This window comes from Bacteroidales bacterium, from assembly GCA_013314715.1.
GTDB lineage: Bacteria > Bacteroidota > Bacteroidia > Bacteroidales > GWA2-32-17 > Ch61.
Window position 1 is genome coordinate 44298 of the sequence record JABUFC010000011.1, and the last position, 20527, is coordinate 64824.

Here is a 20527-nt window from a genome sequence, read left to right on the forward strand (position 1 = left end):
ATGACCTTATTAGATGCATCATTAATCGATTGGTCGCGAGGGCAATTTGCCTTGACCGCTATTTATCATTGGTTCTTTGTGCCATTAACACTAGGATTGTCTTTTATTATGGCAATAACCGAGTCTATTTATGTAAAAACCGGCAACGAAGAATGGAAAAAAATTACAAAATTTTGGATGACCTTGTTTGGTATTAACTTCGCCATTGGAGTGGCTACCGGAATTATTTTAGAATTTGAATTTGGTACCAACTGGTCGAAGTATTCGTGGATTGTAGGCGATATTTTTGGTGCTCCCCTTGCAGTAGAAGGAATTTTTGCCTTTTTCCTCGAATCTACATTTATTGCAGTAATGTTTTTTGGATGGGAAAAATTGAGCAAAAAGTTTCATTTATTCTCAACATGGATGGTAGCATTTGGATCTAATTTATCGGCCTTGTGGATTTTGGTCGCTAATGCATGGATGAACTATCCTGCTGGTATGACTTTTAATCCTGATTCGGCTCGCAACGAAATGCAAAGCTTTGGCGAAGTTGCACTATCGCCTTTTGCAGTCAATAAATTTTTACATACCATCACTTCAAGCTATGTGGTTGCAGCTATTTTTGTAATTGGAGTAAGTTCTTGGTACTTACTTAAAAACAGACATGTACTAATGGCTAAAAAAAGCATTTTAGTCGCTTCTGTTTTTGGGTTGCTTTCTTCGTTGGCTATTATTATTACAGGTGATGGTTCGGCTTATCAGGTTGCACAAAAACAACCGATGAAGTTAGCCGCTATGGAAGGCTTATACGATGGGCAGAAAGGAGCCGGCTTAATTGTTTTGGGTATGCTAAACCCTGCTAAAGAAGTTTCTAATAGCGAAGATCCATATTATTTTAAAATTCAAATTCCAAAAATGCTTTCGTTTTTAGGTTACCGCAATGGCGACGCTTTCGTACCGGGTATTAAAGATTTGATTTATGGTAATGAACAATATGGCATCGAACCTGCTCAAAAAAGAATTGAACGTGGAAAAATAAGTGTTAATGCTCTTAAAGAATACAAAGAAGCCAAAGTTGCCGGCGATACTGCCAAAATGAACACCGCCTTGGCTACTTTTAAAGAGACATTTCCAGATTTTGGATATGCTTATTTCGAAAACATTGAGCGTTTAGTTCCTAATGTAGCGTTGGTATTTTATTCTTTCCATATCATGGTAGGCTTGGGATTTTATTTTGTACTCCTGTTTTTAATTGTTTTATGGTTTTCATTTAAGGAAAAACTACAACAGAAAAAATGGTTATTGCGTTTGGCATTATTTACCATTCCTTTAGGTTATTTGGCTTCACAATTAGGATGGGTGGTTGCCGAAGTAGGTCGTCAACCATGGGCAATACAAGATATTTTGCCGGTATTTAAAGCCACATCGCATTTGTCGGTGGGAGCAGTACAAACCACTTTCTTTTTATTTTTAGCCTTATTTACCGTTCTGCTTATTGCAGAAATAAGAATATTAGTTAAACAAATTAAAAACGGACCAAAAGAATAATGCATATGTTTGAATCAATGGAATTATCGAGTTTGCAGCAATATTGGTGGATTATAATATCCATACTGGGAGCTGCTTTAGTCTTTCTACTTTTTGTTCAAGGTGGTCAGACGTTATTGTTTCAGGTGGCTAAAAACGACACCGAACGTTCACTTTTAGTAAATGCCTTGGGACGCAAGTGGGAATTAACTTTTACAACGTTGGTAACCTTTGGCGGTGCTTTCTTTGCTTCGTTCCCATTATTTTATTCTACCAGTTTTGGGGGAGCTTATTGGGTGTGGATGTTGATTCTTTTTGGGTTTATTGTTCAGGCTGTATCGTATGAATTTCGTTCTAAAATGGGCAATTTTTTAGGAAAACGCACATACGAAATCTTTTTGTTTGCCAATGGGCTATTAGCCACTGTTTTATTGGGAGCTGCAGTTAGCACATTCTTTACCGGAAGTGCTTTTACGGTAGATGAATATAACTTATCAAAATGGGATTTGCCTACCCACGGCTTAGAAGCTGCTTTCAATATTCAAAATTTATGTTTAGGCTTAGCAGTTTTCTTTTTATCGAGAATGTTGGGGGCCATGTATTTCATTAATACTATTCAACACGAACAAATAATAGAGCGGTCAAAAAAGCAAGTTCTTTGGAATGGGCTAATTTTCGTAGTTTTTTTTCTCAGTTTTTTAGGAATGCTTTTAACTCAGGAAGGATATGCAGTAAACAATGGCATTGTTTCGCTTGAACCGTATAAGTATTTGCATAATCTATTAGCGATGCCCATTGTATTGGTAATGTTTTTAATAGGTGTAGTTTTGGTTTTATTAGCATGGTTCAGAGGTTTTACAAAAGCCATTAACAGAGCTTTTTGGTGTGCTTCGGTTGGAGTCGTTTTAGTAGTTTTAGCATTATTCTTTATTGCAGGATTTAACAATACCTCGTTCTATCCGTCGTACACCAATTTACAATCGTCGTTAACTATTTATAATGCTTCATCGAGCCATTATACTTTAACGGTGATGAGTTATGTGTCGCTTTTTGTGCCAGTAGTTATTTTATACATTGCATTGGCATGGAAATCACTAGCCAAAAAGAAAATAGACACAACCGAACTCGATGAAAATTCACATGTTTATTAATTTTTAAAAACAATAGAATATGTTAAGCTCAATTTTATGGTTGTTAATGTGGCCTATATTAATTGCTACATCGTATTATATTACTGTAATGATTTTAAAGAGGAAAAATTGGTTGTAATTATTTGAAAATTTTGGGTCAAAGCTAAATCATGTTTATAATTGAGGCTGGTTTGTTTATTACAAGCCAGTTTCATTTTTATTATTAGCGAAGGTTTTCTGTTCGCTGAAATTTTTTGCCGTTGCTAGAATAAATAAATATCTGATATTTACCTTTTTTTAATGAGCTAATATCGAGAGTATAAAATCCAAATTCATTGATGGTTGGATTATGAATTACTTTTTTAACGGTTTGAGTACTATCTAAAAATTCAACTTTTTCAATAATAGCGTAAACTGAAGCTTCGAGATGTAAAACAGAATTTTCTACATTTACAGGTGTTTGTTTTTGGGTTGACTTTAATTTTATATAATTTGTTTGAGGCTTTGTATTATTTTGAATGTTTGTTGGATATGTAATTGCTCTTTCGGGAACTGAAATATGGTTTACAGCTATGCTCTTTGCAATAGTTGATGTTTGGTGTGGACGTGTAGAAAAATAAAACGTTAGCGTAAGTCCAACTATCAGTAAAATAGAGCTATACCATATCCAATGCCCTATGCCTTTAATAGGATAATTAGGGATTTGGCTTTGAACCTTGTCCCACACATGGGCAGGGGGTTCAATTTGTTGATTTTCTAATTGTTGGTTTAAAAAATCAGCTATGTCAATAATATTATTTGTGTTCATATATCACATTATTTAAATTCATTATTTTTTCTTGTAATATTTTTTTAGCTTTTGAATATTGTCCTTTTGAAGTCATGATCGATATGCCTAGCAGTTGTGCAATTTCTTTATGGCTATAGCCCTCAAAAGCATAAAGGTTAAATATTAAACGTTTTCCTTCGGGCAACGATTGTATTAATCGAAACAAATCTTGAGCTCCTAATTGTGCAATAGCATCGTTTACAGAAATAAGGGTTTCGTCTGTATTTGATTCATTCATTTCTTCAAAAGGTTCGGCATATTTTTTTATATGATCGAGGGCCGTGTTAACCACAATACGACGTACCCAACCCTCAAAAGAACCGCTAAAATTGAAAGTTGGTAAATATTTAAACACTTTTATAAAGGCTTCTTGTAAAATATCTTCGGCGGCAACACGTTTACTTGCATAACGCAAACAAACAGCATACATTTTAGGTGCTAAGCTGTCGTAAAGCTTTTTTTGCGAAGCTTTATCGTTTTTTAAACATTGTTCTATGGTTGTTTTATCAATCATGAACGATGGGTATTTTTGCTAGTTTTTTGACGATTTTGATACCACAATATAGCAATTTTTTCGATAGTTTTCAAAAAGACAATTATACCTAGAACAATAAAGAAAATACCAAAAGCGGTACCAGCACTAAAAATGGTATCTATTATCGACTTTATCATATCGCTTTAGATTTTAAATTGGTAAATTCAAAACCTTTTTGGGTGGGAATTGTAAAATGTCTCCACTGAAGGGCTTTTTGCTTGATTTCCTTAAACCATTTGTTTTTTATATTTTGCAACAAATTACCATTTGTATCGAAAACCTGACATAGGTAAATGTTGTTTTCAAAAGGTTGATTGTTTGCTGGTTTTAAAATAAAATCGTCATCGCAAACAAACATAAGACCTAAAATATCTGAAGCATCAATTTTAATCCCTTTTGAAAATAATTCATCTTTTAAAGAAAATGGCACTTTTAAAATGTGCTTTTGATTATAGATATCGAAAAAAACTAATTCAATGGTTTTCATAACTTACATTTTTAAAAGTAAAACACTTACAATTACTGATATAGGCTTATTGAGATATATAATTAATCCCGAAAGCACAAAAAGAACATTTATGGCATAAAGAATTACAACTACTTGTTTTTGGTTGAGTCCGGTTTTTAGTAATAAATGATGAATATGGTCTTTTCCTGGCAAATAAGGGGCTTTTTTCTGCATTAAACGTACAACAAAGACTCTAACTGCATCTAAGAACGGCAATAATAATATTCCACTAATAACCCATATAAACATTTTCTTTTCGTAAATACCTAATTCATTGATATGATAATGAAACTGAAACGTGTTAAATGCTGCTACTATCAGAAGAAAGCCAATAATCATAGAGCCCGTATCGCCCATAAAAATTTTGGCAGGATGGGTATTAAAAACTAAGAAACCTATTAATGCTCCTGATAGTGTAATGCACATCCATGCGAGTGGAAAGTTTCCAAAATGAAAATTGAGTATGCCAAAAACTGAAAAATTAATTAAAGCTAAGCCACCTGCCAATCCATCCATTCCGTCAATTAAATTAAAGGCGTTGATATATAAAATAATAAAAATGACTAAACTAATAGGTTGTAGAAACAAAGGAATAAAATCAAGTCCGGTTTGTTCAAACAACACCGAATAGTTAAATCCCATTACAATGAAAATAAACGAAGCGGTAACTTGAAAAAACAATTTTATAAACCAACGTAATCCGTATATATCATCTAAAATTCCTGCTATTAAAAGTATAGAAAGCGAAAACCAAAAATATTGTGGTAAGTTAAATTTACTTAAAGTGAGGTAAGTTATGAATAGTGAAACAAAAATGCCAATTCCGCCCATGGTTGCGGTTTTATTTTGATGAATTTTTCGTTGATCGGGAGTGTCGAAGCAGTTTAACCACTTGTTAATTTGAATAATGACTGGCATCATGGTAATACTAATAAAAAAAGCGAATATTAAGCTAATTAACCAGAACGAATCGGCGGGTATAATATTTAGTTCGTTGGTTATCATGGCTTTTTTATTACAAGACTTTAGATATTAAAAAAAGGTTTCCATGGTATAATTTTTTTTAAGAAAGTTGTTTTAAAAAATTTCGCTACGAATGAAGACCTTTTTTATTGTTTATTGAATAATTGTTAGTGATAAATCATTTTTTTATCTTTGTGGACTTTATGCGAAGTACGAAATTGAGATATTATTTTTTACGCTTTTTATTTTTGTGCTTTTTATTTTACCACTTGTCGCTTTATGCACAATTTTACAATGGTATGCAAACCGATTTTGGAAAAAATCGGGTTCAATATCGTTCTTTTTTATGGCAATATTATCGTCTTCCGGCTTTTGATGTTTATTTTTACGAAAATGGTAGCAATTTGGCTGCTTATACAGCCGAGAGAGCGAGTAAAATTATTCCCGAAGTAGAAGCCATAGTAGGTACTTCACTTCAGAATAGAATTATTTTTTTGGTATATAACAATCTTAGCGATTTTAGACAAAGTAACATTGGACTTATTACCGGTAACGATCAATACAATATTGGTGGCACTACACAACTTATCGACAATAAAGTTTTTCTTTATTACGAAGGCGATCATCACTCGCTCGATAAACAAATAAAAGCGGCTATTGCAGAAATTTTACTCAATCAAACGCTTTTTGGTAGCGATTTAAAAGCGAAATTAACCAACTCTACTTTATTGTCACTACCCGATTGGTATTTTAAAGGTTTAGTGTCGTATATTTCTGAAGAATGGAATTCAACAATCGAAAATATTGTTCGCGATGGTATTTTAACTCATCGATACGATAAATTTAATCGTTTATCGGGGCAAGATGCAATTTATGCTGGTCATGCTATTTGGTTTTTTATTGCTAAAAAATTCGGAAAACAAACCATTCCCAATATTTTATATCTGACTCGTATTTCTAAAAATGTTGAAACAGGTTTTTTATATACTATTGGTTTACCAGTTAAGTATTTAACACACGAGTGGCTCGATTATTATCAGCAAATTTACGAAAAAGATGAGGCTAAAAGAATTTTACCAAGCGAAACACAAGTTACACATAAAATTAAAAAAGATAGACATATACGTGAATTAAGCATTTCGCCTAACGAACAATGGCTTGCTTACTCAACGAATTATATGGGACGCATAAAACTCTATCTTAAAGATATTCAAAACAATAAAACTATTTGTATATATAAACAAGGTGTTCGGCTTGATCAAATTACCGATTATACTTATCCGATTATCAGTTGGCATCCTACGGGCAAACTAGTAGCTTTTATCGTTGAAAAACAAGGGACAAAATTTCTTTATACCTATGAGTTAGAAACTAAGGAACTTAATGGTAAAGAACTTTTTAATGTAGATAAAATTTTAGATTTCGCATTCTCGCACAACGGCTTTAACTTGGTAATGTCGGCTGTTAAAAATGGGAAAACCGATATATTTATTTTTAACAATGCTGCCAATTCTTACGAACAAATTACGAACGATCTAGCAGACGACCGATATCCACAATATTTTGAACAATCACAAAAAATTGTATTTTCATCTAATCGTTTGAGTAATGCTTTACAATCTGATAGCATTCAATATAATTACGATGTCTTTGTATATGACTTAAAAAATAAAGATACTAGTTTAATTCGTATTACCGAAACTCCATACATCGATGATATTAAACCGATCTATTTTTCCAAAAATGAATTTTTAATTTTAAGTAATAACGGAGGGATATACAATAAATTTCATGCTCAATACGACAGTACTATTAGCTTTATAGATACAACCACACATTACCGCTATTTTACTATTTCTAAGCCTTTAACCAACTATGCTCGAAATATTATGGATCATGATTATTCGAAGGCCAACAAAATCAGCGATCTATTTTATTTTAAAGGTAAATATTTTTCGCAAATAAAAGATATTGAAACCAACGAAGTCAGTGTGCCCGAAGGTACTCCTTTTTTTAAAGAAATGAAGCGTTTTAAGGTGGATACTTTTAGTACCAAAGTAACGAAAAAAAATACAGATACACTTATTCAGTTATTAAGCATCGATACCAATAATATCGACATAAACAATTATGTATTCAATTTTCAACTCAACCAGATTAAAGGAAATTTAAACAAAAATAACGAAGAAAAAAACAACACCACTTCAAAGTCAATTCTAAAACCCATGATTTATCAAACATCTTTTTATACAAACACATTAACAACACAAGTCGATTTTGGTTTTTTAAATAATTCTTATCAACCGTTTACCGGAGGTCCGTTTTATTTTAATCCAGGCTTTAATGTTTTTTTTAAACTTGGCACCAACGATTTGTTTGAGGATTATAAAATTACAGGTGGTGTTCGGTTTGCTGGAAATTTCAATAGTAATGAATATTTATTAAGTTTCGAAAACTTAAAAAAGCGATTAGACAAACAAATGGTATTTCATCGTTTAGCCCTTAATAAACTTAGTAATTTGTCTTTATTAAAAACACATACACACGAATTGTTTTATATTTTGCGATACCCATTTAATCAAGTTACAGCCGTTCGTTTTACGACTCAGTTTAGGTACGATCGTTCGGCTTATCTTTCTACCGACATACAAAGTTTATCGCACAAGGACGACATTAGTACGTGGGTGGGGTTTAAAGGAGAATTTATTTATGATAATACCATAAACAAAGGAATCAATATTTTGTTTGGAACACGTGGTAAGTTATTTTTTGAAACCTATCATCAAACCAATGCTAAATTAAAATCGCTTTATGTCTCGGGTATCGATATTCGTCATTATCAGCCCATTCATCGTACTTTAATATGGGCAAGCCGATTGGCGGCTAGCAATTCTTTTGGTAAGTCGAAAATTATATATTATTTGGGTAGCGTAGATAATTGGATAAATTTGAGTACAAAAATTCCCGTTTTCGATCCTTCGGTTCGTATCGATCCATCTCAAAATTATGTTTATCAGGCAGTAGCAACCAACATGCGAGGTTTTCCACAAAATATCCGCAATGGCAACAATTTTGTCGTTTTAAATAACGAATTGCGATTACCTCTTATTAAGTATTTAACCAACAGACCCATACATAGCGATTTTATCGAGAATTTTCAGATTATTGGCTTTTTTGATATAGGAACTGCCTGGAGCGGCGATTCACCTTATAGCAAACAAAATGCTTACAATACCGAAATCGTATCGTCTGGTCCTATAACCATTATTATCGACAAAAAACGCGATCCTGTGGTTTGGGGCTATGGATTTGGATTAAGAAGCCGTCTCTTAGGTTATTTTGTTCGTGCCGATTGGGCGTGGGGCATCGAAAACAACATGGTGATGCCTAAAATATTTTATTTGTCGTTAAATCTTGATTTTTAAAAACAATATAATATGTACGAATGGATGATTCTTTTAACAATTGGTTTAGTTGCAGGCATTATGGGAGGCATGCTGGGGGTTGGCGGGGGCATTATTGTTATTCCTGCCTTAATGTTTTTTATGGGACTGAATCAAAAAGAGGCCAATGCTACAAGTTTGGCTTTTATGTTAGCTCCTACGGGCTTACTGGCTGTAATGAATTATTATAAAGCTGGTTTTGTAAATATTAAATATGCAGCTATTTTAGCAGTGGCTTTTTTTGTCGGAGCTTATTTTGGTTCGGCATGGGCTATCAAAATGCCCGTTGATACCCTTAAAAAAGTATTTGGTATTTTACTACTTGCTACTGGAATAAAATTAATATTAGGCAAATGATATCTGTCGATAAAATAAAACAATTGGCTTTTGAAACAGCTTTTCTTTTAAAAGAAATTCGAGAGCATCTTCATCAACATCCTGAGTTATCTTTTAACGAAGTAGAAACAGCTAAATATATTAGCCAATGGTTAGAAAAATGGGGCATAGAGCATAAAAATAATATTGGAGGGAATGGTATTGTTGCTTGGATAAAGGGTAGAGAAAAAGGTAAAAACATAGCTTTTCGTGCCGATATTGATGCTTTGCCAATAGACGAAAAAAATGAGGTTCCATATGGTTCGGTCAACAAGGGAATTATGCATGCATGTGGACACGATTTGCATACTGCATCGTTGTTAGGGGCATTATATTTGCTCCAGTCGCTAAGAAACGAATTTAATGGTACCATTTGGGGAATATTTCAACCGGCAGAAGAAAAATTGCCAGGTGGAGCAAAAGCAATGTTAAGCGATGCCTTTTTTAATGAATTATATTTTGATGCTGTAATAGCGCAACATGTATTTCCCGATTTGCCAGCTGGAGAGGTTGGAATTAGGGCAGGGCAGTATATGGCTTCGACGGACGAACTATATATTACCATAAAGGGTAGAGGAGGGCATGCGGCTACGCCTCATCAAATAACCGATACGGTACTTATTGCTTCACATATTATAGTATCGCTACAACAAATTGTTAGTAGAAAAGCTTTGCCTACTATACCCACCGTATTGTCGTTCGGAAAATTGATTGCTAATGGAGCAACCAATATTATTCCTAATGAGGTTTATATGGAAGGCACTTTTAGAACTTTCGACGAAAACTGGCGAAAACAAGCATTGCAACTTATCGAAAAAATTACCAAAGAAACTGCTCAAACCTTTGGTGCCGAAGCCATTGTTCATATTAAAAACGGCTATCCTGCACTTATTAACAACGATGTATTGGCAAATAAAATATTATTGTTGGCTAAAACGTATTTGGGCGACGAGAATGTTAAATGGCTGGATATGCGTATGACTGCCGAAGATTTTGCCTATTTCGCTCAACAATATCCAGCTGCAATGTTTCGTTTAGGAACAGGGGGAACAAATACAACTTCGTTCCCACTGCACTCACCGCAATTTAATATAAACGAAGATGTATATAAGTTTTCGCACGGATTGCTTGTTTGGATGGCTATACAATTATTAAACGATTAAACTATGATAGAAAAAATTAAAAAACTTATTTTTACACGCACCTTTCTGGGAGTAATTATAGGAATGGTAGGAGGTTTTGCATATTACTACTTTATAGGATGTAATTCTGGCTCTTGCCCCATAACTTCGAATCCATATATTTCTATTTTATATGGAGCTCTATTAGGTGGGGTTTTATTTTTTAAACCCAAAAAGAAAAAAGAAGAACAACAACCATAACGATATAAACAAACACAATTTGATAAAAAAACATCGAAAGCAAAGAATATAATGAAAATATTTGTACATTGGAGCAAAAAATCTGATCTTTAAATATATGATGTGTCAAATGATGGTTAAAAAATATAATTTGTTGGTATTCTTAATGCTAATGTTGGGATACACAACATTTGCTCAAAGTTTTATCGATTTATCGAAACCTGAAATTAAAAAAATATATGAAAGGCCAATAGATCCTGAAGACTTTAGACCCGAACTATTGAATAAGCTGGTATTGCTCTATATTAATACCTATCGCGAAAAAGAAAAGCTCGATACTTTTAGCCTTGAGACAATATTAATGAATGCTGCTGACGAACAGTCAAAATATATGGCAGAAATACAAAATGCTACATTAGATGGTGAAGGAAAGAAAAAAACAACATCACAAAGAATTAAATATTTTGGAGGTAGTGGATTAGGGTCTGAACTTGTTGTTAAAATGCCCATTAGCAAAGGGAATGAATTATTTACTTACGGAAAAGTAGCTGATGATATTGGCTTTAAGTGGGTTAACGATAAAAAATCGCTTGAAATATTGCAAAGTACCCGATATGTTTTAGCAGGAATAGGCTCGCATCTCGATGCCGACAAAAAAAAGGTTTATGTATCGATGACTTTTGGAAATTATACTTTGTTTAATCAAGGAGCCTCGTTACGAAATCAGCTTCAAGTACCTTACACCACCAAAAAATATGGTTTAAAACCCTACGACACAAAAATATGCCGACGTTGTGAAAAGTTTCGCAATATCGAAAATTTACAGCGAGGCTTATATGTAAAAGAAGGATTTGTTTATTTTAAATACGATCAATATAAGCAACTTAAAAAGCTCTTAAAAGAACCCACAGATGGAATCGCTGTTGATTTTGTACAACGCGAACAATATGCTTGTGGACACGATAACATTGTCGATTTTCGTTTGGTTAATAAAGGCATTCTTTACAAACGCCTTAAACCATCTAAAATGGAAAAGAAAAATTTAATTCAAGACGAAAAAGAGCGTAAAAGAAAATTAGATGTACTTATCGGTCCAATACCTCAGGGAATTAGCGATAATTTTGAAATGAATTTACTTGTCATTATTGATAAACATGTTTGTAAAGTTATTACACCATCGTTTGAAGACGAGGCTGCTGTTGAGTTTACTAAAGAAATTGAATTGTTAGCCGATACATTCACTTTTGGAGCTCCCGAATACACACCTATTGTAGAAAAAGCACATTTAGAATTTATTGTACCTTTTGAACGGAACAAATATGATTACAAACCCGAAGATATAGAGCCATTGATTAACAAGCTCAATGAGCCCGATTTTATTATTAATAAACTTTCTATCGAAGCTTTTTCGTCGGTTGAAGGAACCGACGAATCGAACAAAATGCTTCAAAAGAAAAGAGCTGAAAGCATTGTTGAGGCACTTCGTCAACGCCAAAAAGCCAAGTTTATTACTAATATTGTTACTGCCGATAATTTAGAAGATTTTAAACGCGATGTTCAAGGAACTGAATGGGCCAATTTGGCTACACTCGATGTTAAAGCAATACAAGAATATATTAACAAAAATAACTTGCAAAAACGAATGGAGCCCATATTGCAAAAACATCGTTATGCACGTATCAAAATGGATATTACTTACAGACTTGACCCCGACAACGAAGAAAAATATGTAGTCAATCGTTTTAATAAATGTATTAAAGAAAATAATTTAACGCAAGCTTTAGCTATCCAGAAGTATATATTCAAAAAAGTAGTAGCTAAAAAATATACTAAAGAAGCTGTATTTGGTCAGCAAATACCCGAAAAACCCGAATTTGCAGGTCTCTTAATGAATAAGTTATGGTTATCAGGATTGCTTATGAATAAGTTGTGGCTCGAAAAATATGTCAATAAAGATGAACTAGGCGAAGATTATTGCAACCGAATTGCTAAGCTACACGAGTTAGCACCCGAAAACTTTTATATTCACTATAATAGAGCTTATTGTCGTATTTTGTTCGACGAATTTACTAACGATAAGCAAATGATCGATTTTCAGAGAGAAATTAGTGGATTATATGCCACCGGTTTAAAACGTCGAACAGTTGATTTACTCAATTTAGAATTTCAATTTAAGAAAATTCAGATTCTCGATACGCTCGATGAACCATCGCCCATATTGTTGGCAAGTTTAGATACCATTAAAGCAATATCAAAATTAACGGAAACGAACTGGCAAAACTCATTAAAGTTGGCTTATATTTTTATGGGTCAGAAAGATTATGAATTTGCAGCCAAATTAGTTGAACCCTATATCAATCAAAACAACATATTCGATGAACTTATTTTTAGCTATTTGGGCATATGTAGTCATTTACCTCATAAATATTCGTCGCCTAAATTTACGATGGCCATTAAAAAAGCTGCCGAATTAGACCCCAATCGATTATGTGCACTTTATAAGAAAAAACGTCTTTCTATACAATCGCTCGAAAATCCTGCTGTAAAAGAAATATTTTGCAAAACATGCAAATAGTAAAAAACGTTATTTTATTTTTGTTTTTTAACTTAATTATTGTTTGTAGTCAAGCACAACAACGTTTGGCGGTCGATTCTTTTTTTAATCGTAACTTAACTTCGCACCAACGCGATTCCATTCAACGGCTTATAGCGTATTATACGCACCTAATAGAGGCCGATTCGCTTAATCAGCAAGCATATTTCGAAAGAGCTAAACTGTATGTCGATTTAGGCATGCAACACAAGGCCGTGAAAGATTATTCACGTTTAATACTTATAGATTCGCTTAATCCTATTTACTATTACAACAGGGCGATTTGCAGAAGTAAATATGGTTTTACACTCGATGCATGTAGCGATATGTATAAAGCCTCACAAATGGGACTTTTGCAAGCACAAGAAGTTTATCAACGTAAATGTGCTTTATATAAGAATCAACTAGAAAAGTAGGGGAATGAAAGTTCAGCATTGGAATTATTATATAAAAAATTCGTTACACCAGTTGTACGAATACAACGAAGCGAAATCGATTACCGAATGGCTGCTTAGCGATGTTTTAAAGTTTAAATACAGAGTGCAGGTTTACGAAGAAAAAGATTATATAACAAGCGATTATCAAAATAAATTAATACAACAAAAATTTAAACGTCTTTTACGATACGAGCCTATTCAATATGTTATTCATAAAGCTTGGTTTTGCGATTTAGAATTTTTTGTATGTCCAGCTGTACTTATTCCACGTCCCGAAACCGAAGAGCTGTGCTACAAAATTCTCAACGAAGTCAATATTCCCAATGCCTCTGTGCTCGATATTGGCACCGGTAGCGGTTGTCTTGCTATTTCGTTAAAGAAAAAACGCCCATTATGGCAATTAGTCGCCACCGATATTTCTAAAAAAGCCATTAAAATAGCCTCTTGTAATGCTAAGCGGCATCTGGTAAATGTTAATTTTATGCTAGATGATGTATTACAAACTACTATTGCCGATAAAACCAATTATTTTGATGTAATTGTTAGTAATCCGCCTTATATTCCTGAATCCGAAAAAAATAAGATGTTAGATAATGTTGTAAAATACGAACCTTCGATAGCGCTATTTGTACCCGACGACGATCCTATTGTTTATTACCGTGCCATTATGAAGCTTGCAAACCATATATTAAAGCCTAACGGAAGTTTATATTTAGAAGTGCACGAATATTATGCAGATTTAGTGATGCAAATGTTTGTAGAAAACTTATGGAATACCAATATTGATCTCGATATTCACGGAAAAAAGCGATTTATAAAAGCTCAAAAGAATGGATGATCTAAAAAATTGGTTACAAAAAATGCAGCATGTATGTTCGTCGAAAGAATATTGTAAATTCGATATACAACAAAAGCTAAAATCGTCGAATTTAAATTCTGATTCGATCGAACGCATATTATCTGAACTCGAAGAACAACATTACATTGACGAAGATCGTTATATACACGCTTTTGTACACGATAAATTTTGGATTAACCGATGGGGAAAGATGAAAATACGTTATGCCCTGTACCAAAAGCAACTTCCGGAAGGTAAAATAGAAAATGCACTTAACGAAATTACCGATGATGAATATATTCAACATTTTACATCATTGGCAAAAGCAAAATGGAAAAGCTTATCGGATAACGACGAGCCAATACGACAACAAAAACTCATTCGATATTTAATGGGACGAGGCGTTGAATTCGAAATTGCGAAAAAAATAGCCAACGACGTAAATAGTTAATCACAAATTTAACCCAAGTGATGAATAAACAATTCAATCATGCTAACAAAAATAGTAATATTTTTTGAGTAATCGACTCTTCACCCACCGTCATACCGAGCTTGTCGAGGTATAACCATACGCAAAACAAAATGGGCATTGGGTTCATTCTTCGACAAGCTCAGAATGACGAGCCAAGATGGGGAAAAATTAAACGAATTAAGATCTTTACAAAACTAAAATAATACAACAGTATTCGTTATTGCAATTAAAAAATCAATCTTAACATGATAAAAACCGCAATAACAAAAAAGAGTTTTGCAAACGTTTTCTTATATCTCATCATTCGAAATATCAAAAAATCGTTCAAAGAAATCGGTTATTTTTTGGAGTACGGTTTCTCTTTTTTTGGTTCTTTCGCCACTGGGAGTAAATCGAGACATGGGCGGAAGAATTTGGGCAAACTCGGTTCCGATGCTTTCGATGTAGCCTCTTTTAAAAGAATTTCTTATAAACGTATAGGTTTTTTCGCGATCGAGTTTTTCTTCATCGATCATTTTTTCCAACTCTTTTATCCGTTTTTCAACGATATAGCTTTGCCATCTGTCGCGAATAGGTTCTTCTACTCCTTTAACTTCTTTTAGAATATCGAGTTCTTGAATGAATTCGAGAATCAGATCCTTTTTATTGCGAAGTTTTAAGCTCGCATCAATAGCTTTGATGATATCTACCAATATCTCTTTATTCTTGATGTGGTCTTGATGGTATTTCTGTATCAACTCTAAAATGTAGTCGATGTTAATTTCGACCTGTTTGATGAGTTCAATTTCGAAAACCAGATCGTCGTTTATGGTTTCTTTTTCAGCATCAGAAGATTTTCGGTATTGGTTGTAAAGATCGATATATATGCTTTGGTAATCCTGAAAATCTCGTTCGGCAAGAATTTCGTTACCGCTAAACTGGTCAAAAGTGCTGAGAATATTTTTTAATCGTAGTATTTTACCGTACAGTTTGATAAATTCTTTTTGTTTATGCTCACCTACAATGGGTTTTCCAATGGGGTATTTTTCGAGCATTTCTTCGACCAATGCTTTGTAGCCTGGTTTTTCTTCGTTTTTTTCTGCATCGGTATAGCCATAGTAGTAATCTTCGTATGGGCGAATAAGTACAATGCTGCTGGCTTCTTTGTCGCCAAAAAGGGCAATGGCTTTGTTGGTCTCTTCTTCGAGATTGCGAAAGCAAACGATATTGCCATGGGTCTTAACTGCGTTAAGGATACGGTTGGTGCGTGAGAACGCTTGCAATAGTCCGTGCATTCGGAGGTTTTTATCTACCCACAGGGTGTTGAGTGTGGTGGCATCGAAGCCGGTAAGAAACATATTAACCACAATGAGCATATCGATTTCGCGGTTTTTCATCCGCTGGCTTACATCTTTGTAATAATTCTGAAATTTATCGGATGAGGTATCGTACGAGGTGCCAAACATGGCGTTGTAGTCGCGGATAGCATCTTCGAGAAAATCGCGAGAACTTTTGTCGAGCCCTGTGGTGTCTTCGGAGTTTTCGTCCAACACACCATCTAAGTCGTCTTCGTTGGTGGCAAAGCTATAGATAAGCGCAATTTTTAGTGCTTTGCTTGGTGGCAAAAGGTTGATTTGTTTTTTAAACTCTGCGTAGTATTTTTTTGCAACATCTATAGAAGAAACTGCCAATATGGAGTTAAATCCTGCCAAACGGCGTTCGTTGAGTTGGTAAAACGAGTTTCGTTTGGTTTTTTGGTCAAAGTGGTCGATGATGTAGGTTACAATTTGGGCAATGCGTTCGGGAGCTTCTAATGCTCGTTCTCTATCGATATCGGGCACCTTTTTGTCCTCAATTTGTTCGGCTTCGTGCATGGTTGAGACATAATCTACTTTAAACGGAAGGACATTTCTGTCTCTGATGGCATCGACAATGGTATAAGCGTGTAAACGTTCGCCAAACACCTGGTCGGTGGTTCGCATATCGGGGCGGTATGGGTTAGAAGCATTCACCGCAAAAATGGGTGTTCCGGTGAAGCCAAAGAGATGATATTTTTTGAACGCTTTGGTAATAGCGGCATGCATTTCGCCAAACTGGCTGCGATGACATTCGTCGAAAATGAGCACCACGTGGCCATCAAATATGGTATGACCTTTATTGGCTTTGATGAATCGCTCCAGTTTCTGAATGGTGGTGATGATAATGCGGGCTTTGGGGTCTTCGAGCTGGCGTTTTAATATGGCGGTGCTTGTGTTGCTGTTGGCGGCTCCCCTTTCAAACCTGTCGTACTCTTTCATTGTCTGGTAGTCTAAGTCTTTGCGGTCAACTACAAAGAGCACTTTATCGATGTAGGCTAAACGGCTTGCCAACTGTGCGGTCTTGAAACTGGTAAGGGTTTTGCCCGAGCCTGTGGTGTGCCATATATAGCCTCCTGCTTCTATGGTTCCGTATTTTTTGTAATTGCTGCTGATTTCGATTTTTTTCAGAATCTTTTCGGTTGCAACAATCTGGTAAGGTCGCATTACCAGCAAAAGCCTTTCGGTGGTAAAAACACAGTACCGCGTGAGTACATTCAAAAGGGTATGGCGGGCAAAAAATGTTTTTGTAAAGTCCATCAGGTCCATGATGGGGTTGTTGGTCTCGTCGGCCCACCAGCTGGTAAACTCAAAGCTGTTGCTCGTGCGTTTGCCTTTGGGGGCTTTTCGGTCGCTCATCTCTTTGATGTGCTGAAACCGTGTGGTGTTGCTGTAATACTTGGTATGCGTACCATTGGAAATAACAAAAATCTGAATATACTCAAAAAGACCCGTTCCTGACCAAAAGCTTTCGCGCTGGTAGCGGTTAATCTGATTGAAAGCCTCTTGCAGAGCGACACCTCGGCGTTTTAGCTCTATATGTACCAGCGGAAGACCATTGACAAGTATGGTAACATCGTAGCGATTGGAGCGAACTCCCTCATCGGTTGCGTATTGATGGGTAACCTGCAGTTTATTGTTGTGGATGTTTTGTTTATCGATTAAGTAAATGTTTTTTGTAGTTCCATCGCTGCGTTTTAGTATTTTAATATAATCTTCTTGTATGGTAGCAGTTTTTTCGGTGATACTGTGATTGGGATTGGCTATTTCTGATTTTAAAAAATGGTTCCATTCTTCATCGGTAAAGGCAATGTTATTGAGTGTTTCAAGACAGCTGCGAAGGTTTTTAATAAGTTCCGCTTCGTTTTTGAACGTAAGGTATTCATAGCCCTGTGTTTGCAGTCGTTTGATGAAGGCGTTTTCTAATTCAGCTTCGGTTTGGTAGCTCGTTTCTGTGCGGTATTCTGGCTGATATTCTGCAACAACGGTGCTTTGGGTATTTTCGGCTACTAAGTTGTATTTTGTGTTGTTGTTCATATTTTGTCCTTTTTTAAGTAATCTAAACCTTTTTTTGTTGTTTTATACTTTTGATTTTTACTTGTTGGTTTGTCTGGAATGGTTAATTCTAAAAGGCCATTTTCTATCAATGGAGTTAAAATAAATTTTCTAAAATATTCTCTATCATTGATAGATATATACCTTTGTATTTCTTCTCTCGATTTCTCTGTTTGACAAAATATTAAAATTTTACTGTCTCTTTGTATGTTATAACTGTCATCTTGGGGGGTATCTTGCGGGGTATCTTGCGGGGTAACTTGCGGGGTTAATGGAATAATAATTTTAAAAATATCTTCTTCAATCAATTCAGGGATTGCATTTGAGTATATTTTAACATATTTAGTAAGATTCCTTACACCTGAACCTAACTCATCTGCAAAACCAATTTCTTTAAAAACCCTTGCAATAGTTGGATTTTTAGGATAGGGAGAAAAATCTTTAAGATTGATTTTACCATGACCATAAGGCTTATTAGCGTTTTCTGTTCTGATTTGATTTTTTTCAATAATAAATTTTGCAGGGAAAGCACTTGTAAATTCTCTGTGCATTAAAATGTTGGATGCAATTTCTCGTAAAATTTTATTTCTAACGCTAATTCTTTGAGTTCCTTCTAAGTAAAATGGGTCTGGCAAGTGTTTTTCTCCAAAGGCAATGATTCTTTCAAAACTGTCAATTAAATTGACTCTTACATCATCTCTGTCATCGTATCTATCTAAATTTTCTCTTCTTAATATTAAATCGGTTTTGTAATGAGGCACAACGGATAAAATAGTTTTTTCTTTTCCAAATAATAAAATTCCTGCTAAAGTAATTCCTTCCTCGTTGGTTTGATAATTTTTTGAATACAACTTTGCACTTTTTAATAATTCTAAGTTATCCAACTCTTTCCAAGGATGAGAAGGATTTTGGTTTACTGCTAAATTTCTCGCTTTATTTATTAGATGTTCGTCTAAATCGTCTAATTTGCAATAAGGATAAATTTTATTTTCGGAATAAGATAGTTGTTTTTTTAAGTAAAGCTGAGTTACGAGTGTATGATTGTCGGTTATATCCAAATCTCCATCTTCGTTTCTATCGTAGATTCTATTTTTATATTTCTGAACCTGCGAACCAACGGGTACATAAATATGTAGTATTGGTTTATTATCTATTTCTACCTGATTTATTAAAAGGTAAACAGGCGGAGACATTACGTTGGGGTTGTTAATGGTGGATATAAAGTCTTTTTTTATTTGTTCGATACGGTCTTGGCTAATACCTTCAATTTCTTTATTATCTTTAACTCCTAAAAGAATATCGCCCCCATTTCTATTTAAAAAGGAGCAAACTGTTTCGTAAATACTTTGGGGAAGTTGATCTTTACACGATTTAAATTCAACTGAAATACCTTCGCCCATTTGCAGTATTTTTTTTATTCTGGCTATCATTGTTGTTACTGTTTTGGCTCGAAAGTTAACAATCGATTTCTATAATATTCATATTGCTTACGCCGTGCTTCTAATTCTGCCGGCAAGCCCTGCGATATATCGTTCACCAAGGCATCAAATTTGTCCAGTATAGCCACAATACGCTCCTGATCGGAAAGTGGGGGGATGGGAATGGAGATGTTACGCAAAATTGATAAATTTAACATTCCATAACTATTCATTTTAGATTTTAATTCTTTATACATATTCGTCAAACAATAAAAAATAAATTTATCTTTTAATTTATTTTCTTCAATTGATTTTATAGCAGCTATATTTTGATTTATTGAGGCCTTAAACTCTAAAAAAGCTGTTTTAAAAATTGTTGCACCAACTAATGCCATTAGAGTAGTATTTTCTCTTAATAATTTAGCATTTGAATTTTTTAAACCTAATTCATTGATAAAACTATTAGAACTTTTTACAGACTTGTTGTTGCAAACTTCAGATTTTAACCAAGGAATATTTCCATTTATCCAGTATTCTTCCTTGTTTTTGGATGGAGTTCCGCCAGAGCAAACTTCACACACTTCCCCCAGCTTCTTCCACTCCACTTCTTTGCCATTGAGGTACCAGCGGCCGTTGTGCTCTACGGGGGTAAGGAGCGTGTTGCGATAGTATTCGTATTGCTTTTTGCGGGCTTCTAATTCTGCTTCTAATTCTGCTTCTAATTCTG

18 protein-coding genes are annotated in these 20527 nt (G+C 34.4%); 10 read left to right on the forward strand and 8 right to left on the reverse strand.

The window, feature by feature from the left end:
• Together HPY79_04075 and cydB are read left to right on the forward strand one after the other, a co-directional pair.
• Complete coding sequence (locus tag HPY79_04075) at positions 1–1530, forward strand: cytochrome ubiquinol oxidase subunit I (protein ID NSW44972.1); 1530 nt, start codon at positions 1–3, stop codon at positions 1528–1530.
• 5 nt (positions 1531–1535) lie between these two features.
• Positions 1536–2660, forward strand: a complete 1125-nt coding sequence (gene cydB / locus HPY79_04080; protein ID NSW44973.1) for a cytochrome d ubiquinol oxidase subunit II — start codon at positions 1536–1538, stop codon at positions 2658–2660.
• 202 nt (positions 2661–2862) lie between these two features.
• Here cydB and HPY79_04085 read toward each other — a convergent pair whose 3' ends face one another.
• From HPY79_04085 to HPY79_04105, 5 genes are read right to left on the reverse strand one after another with little or no spacing between them, the layout of a single operon-like run.
• Positions 2863–3447 carry a hypothetical protein gene (locus tag HPY79_04085; GenBank protein NSW44974.1) on the reverse strand — a complete coding sequence of 195 codons (585 nt, stop codon included), beginning with the start codon at positions 3445–3447 and terminating at the stop codon, positions 2863–2865.
• Positions 3434–3982 carry a sigma-70 family RNA polymerase sigma factor gene (locus HPY79_04090; protein NSW44975.1) on the reverse strand — a complete coding sequence of 183 codons (549 nt, stop codon included), beginning with the start codon at positions 3980–3982 and terminating at the stop codon, positions 3434–3436. The genes HPY79_04085 and HPY79_04090 overlap by 14 nt, the downstream gene beginning before the upstream one ends.
• Entirely contained in the window at positions 3979–4140 is a 162-nt protein-coding gene (locus HPY79_04095; protein ID NSW44976.1) for a hypothetical protein, read from the reverse strand. Before HPY79_04095 ends, HPY79_04090 begins: the two co-directional genes overlap by 4 nt.
• Positions 4137–4490, reverse strand: coding sequence for a hypothetical protein (locus HPY79_04100; GenBank protein ID NSW44977.1), 354 nt, complete (start codon positions 4488–4490; stop codon positions 4137–4139). The genes HPY79_04095 and HPY79_04100 overlap by 4 nt, the downstream gene beginning before the upstream one ends.
• 3 nt (positions 4491–4493) lie before the next feature.
• The gene (locus HPY79_04105; GenBank protein NSW44978.1) at positions 4494–5516 is read right to left on the reverse strand and encodes an undecaprenyl/decaprenyl-phosphate alpha-N-acetylglucosaminyl 1-phosphate transferase; all 1023 of its coding nucleotides are present in this window, start codon (positions 5514–5516) and stop codon (positions 4494–4496) included.
• Between the two features lie 257 nt (positions 5517–5773).
• On the opposite strand from HPY79_04105, the gene HPY79_04110 reads away from it, so the two are divergent.
• The 8 genes from HPY79_04110 (at position 5774) to HPY79_04145 (ending at position 14972) form a co-directional block, all read left to right on the forward strand.
• A complete protein-coding gene (locus tag HPY79_04110) occupies positions 5774–8899 on the forward strand; it encodes a hypothetical protein (protein ID NSW44979.1) in 3126 nt (1041 codons plus the stop codon).
• A gap of 12 nt (positions 8900–8911) precedes the next feature.
• On the forward strand, positions 8912–9274 hold the full coding sequence (locus tag HPY79_04115) for a sulfite exporter TauE/SafE family protein (protein ID NSW44980.1): 363 nt from the start codon (positions 8912–8914) through the stop codon (positions 9272–9274).
• Positions 9271–10455: an amidohydrolase gene (locus tag HPY79_04120; protein NSW44981.1), complete on the forward strand. Its 1185-nt coding sequence runs from the start codon at positions 9271–9273 to the stop codon at positions 10453–10455. The genes HPY79_04115 and HPY79_04120 overlap by 4 nt, the downstream gene beginning before the upstream one ends.
• 3 nt (positions 10456–10458) lie before the next feature.
• Positions 10459–10674, forward strand: coding sequence for a hypothetical protein (locus HPY79_04125; protein ID NSW44982.1), 216 nt, complete (start codon positions 10459–10461; stop codon positions 10672–10674).
• A gap of 109 nt (positions 10675–10783) precedes the next feature.
• Complete coding sequence (locus HPY79_04130) at positions 10784–13228, forward strand: hypothetical protein (GenBank protein NSW44983.1); 2445 nt, start codon at positions 10784–10786, stop codon at positions 13226–13228.
• Positions 13219–13662, forward strand: a complete 444-nt coding sequence (locus tag HPY79_04135) for a hypothetical protein (GenBank protein ID NSW44984.1) — start codon at positions 13219–13221, stop codon at positions 13660–13662. The genes HPY79_04130 and HPY79_04135 overlap by 10 nt, the downstream gene beginning before the upstream one ends.
• Before the next feature lie 4 nt (positions 13663–13666).
• Complete coding sequence (prmC, locus tag HPY79_04140) at positions 13667–14521, forward strand: peptide chain release factor N(5)-glutamine methyltransferase (GenBank protein NSW44985.1); 855 nt, start codon at positions 13667–13669, stop codon at positions 14519–14521.
• Entirely contained in the window at positions 14514–14972 is a 459-nt protein-coding gene (locus HPY79_04145) for a RecX family transcriptional regulator (protein ID NSW44986.1), read from the forward strand. Before prmC ends, HPY79_04145 begins: the two co-directional genes overlap by 8 nt.
• A gap of 311 nt (positions 14973–15283) precedes the next feature.
• Here HPY79_04145 and HPY79_04150 read toward each other — a convergent pair whose 3' ends face one another.
• From HPY79_04150 to HPY79_04160, 3 genes are all read right to left on the reverse strand, one after another.
• Positions 15284–18364: a type I restriction endonuclease subunit R gene (locus tag HPY79_04150; protein ID NSW44987.1), complete on the reverse strand. Its 3081-nt coding sequence runs from the start codon at positions 18362–18364 to the stop codon at positions 15284–15286.
• Entirely contained in the window at positions 18361–19812 is a 1452-nt protein-coding gene (locus tag HPY79_04155) for a putative DNA binding domain-containing protein (protein NSW44988.1), read from the reverse strand. The genes HPY79_04150 and HPY79_04155 overlap by 4 nt, the downstream gene beginning before the upstream one ends.
• 5 nt (positions 19813–19817) lie before the next feature.
• On the reverse strand, positions 19818–20527 hold a 710-nt coding region (locus tag HPY79_04160), incomplete at its 5' end, for a restriction endonuclease subunit S (GenBank protein NSW44989.1).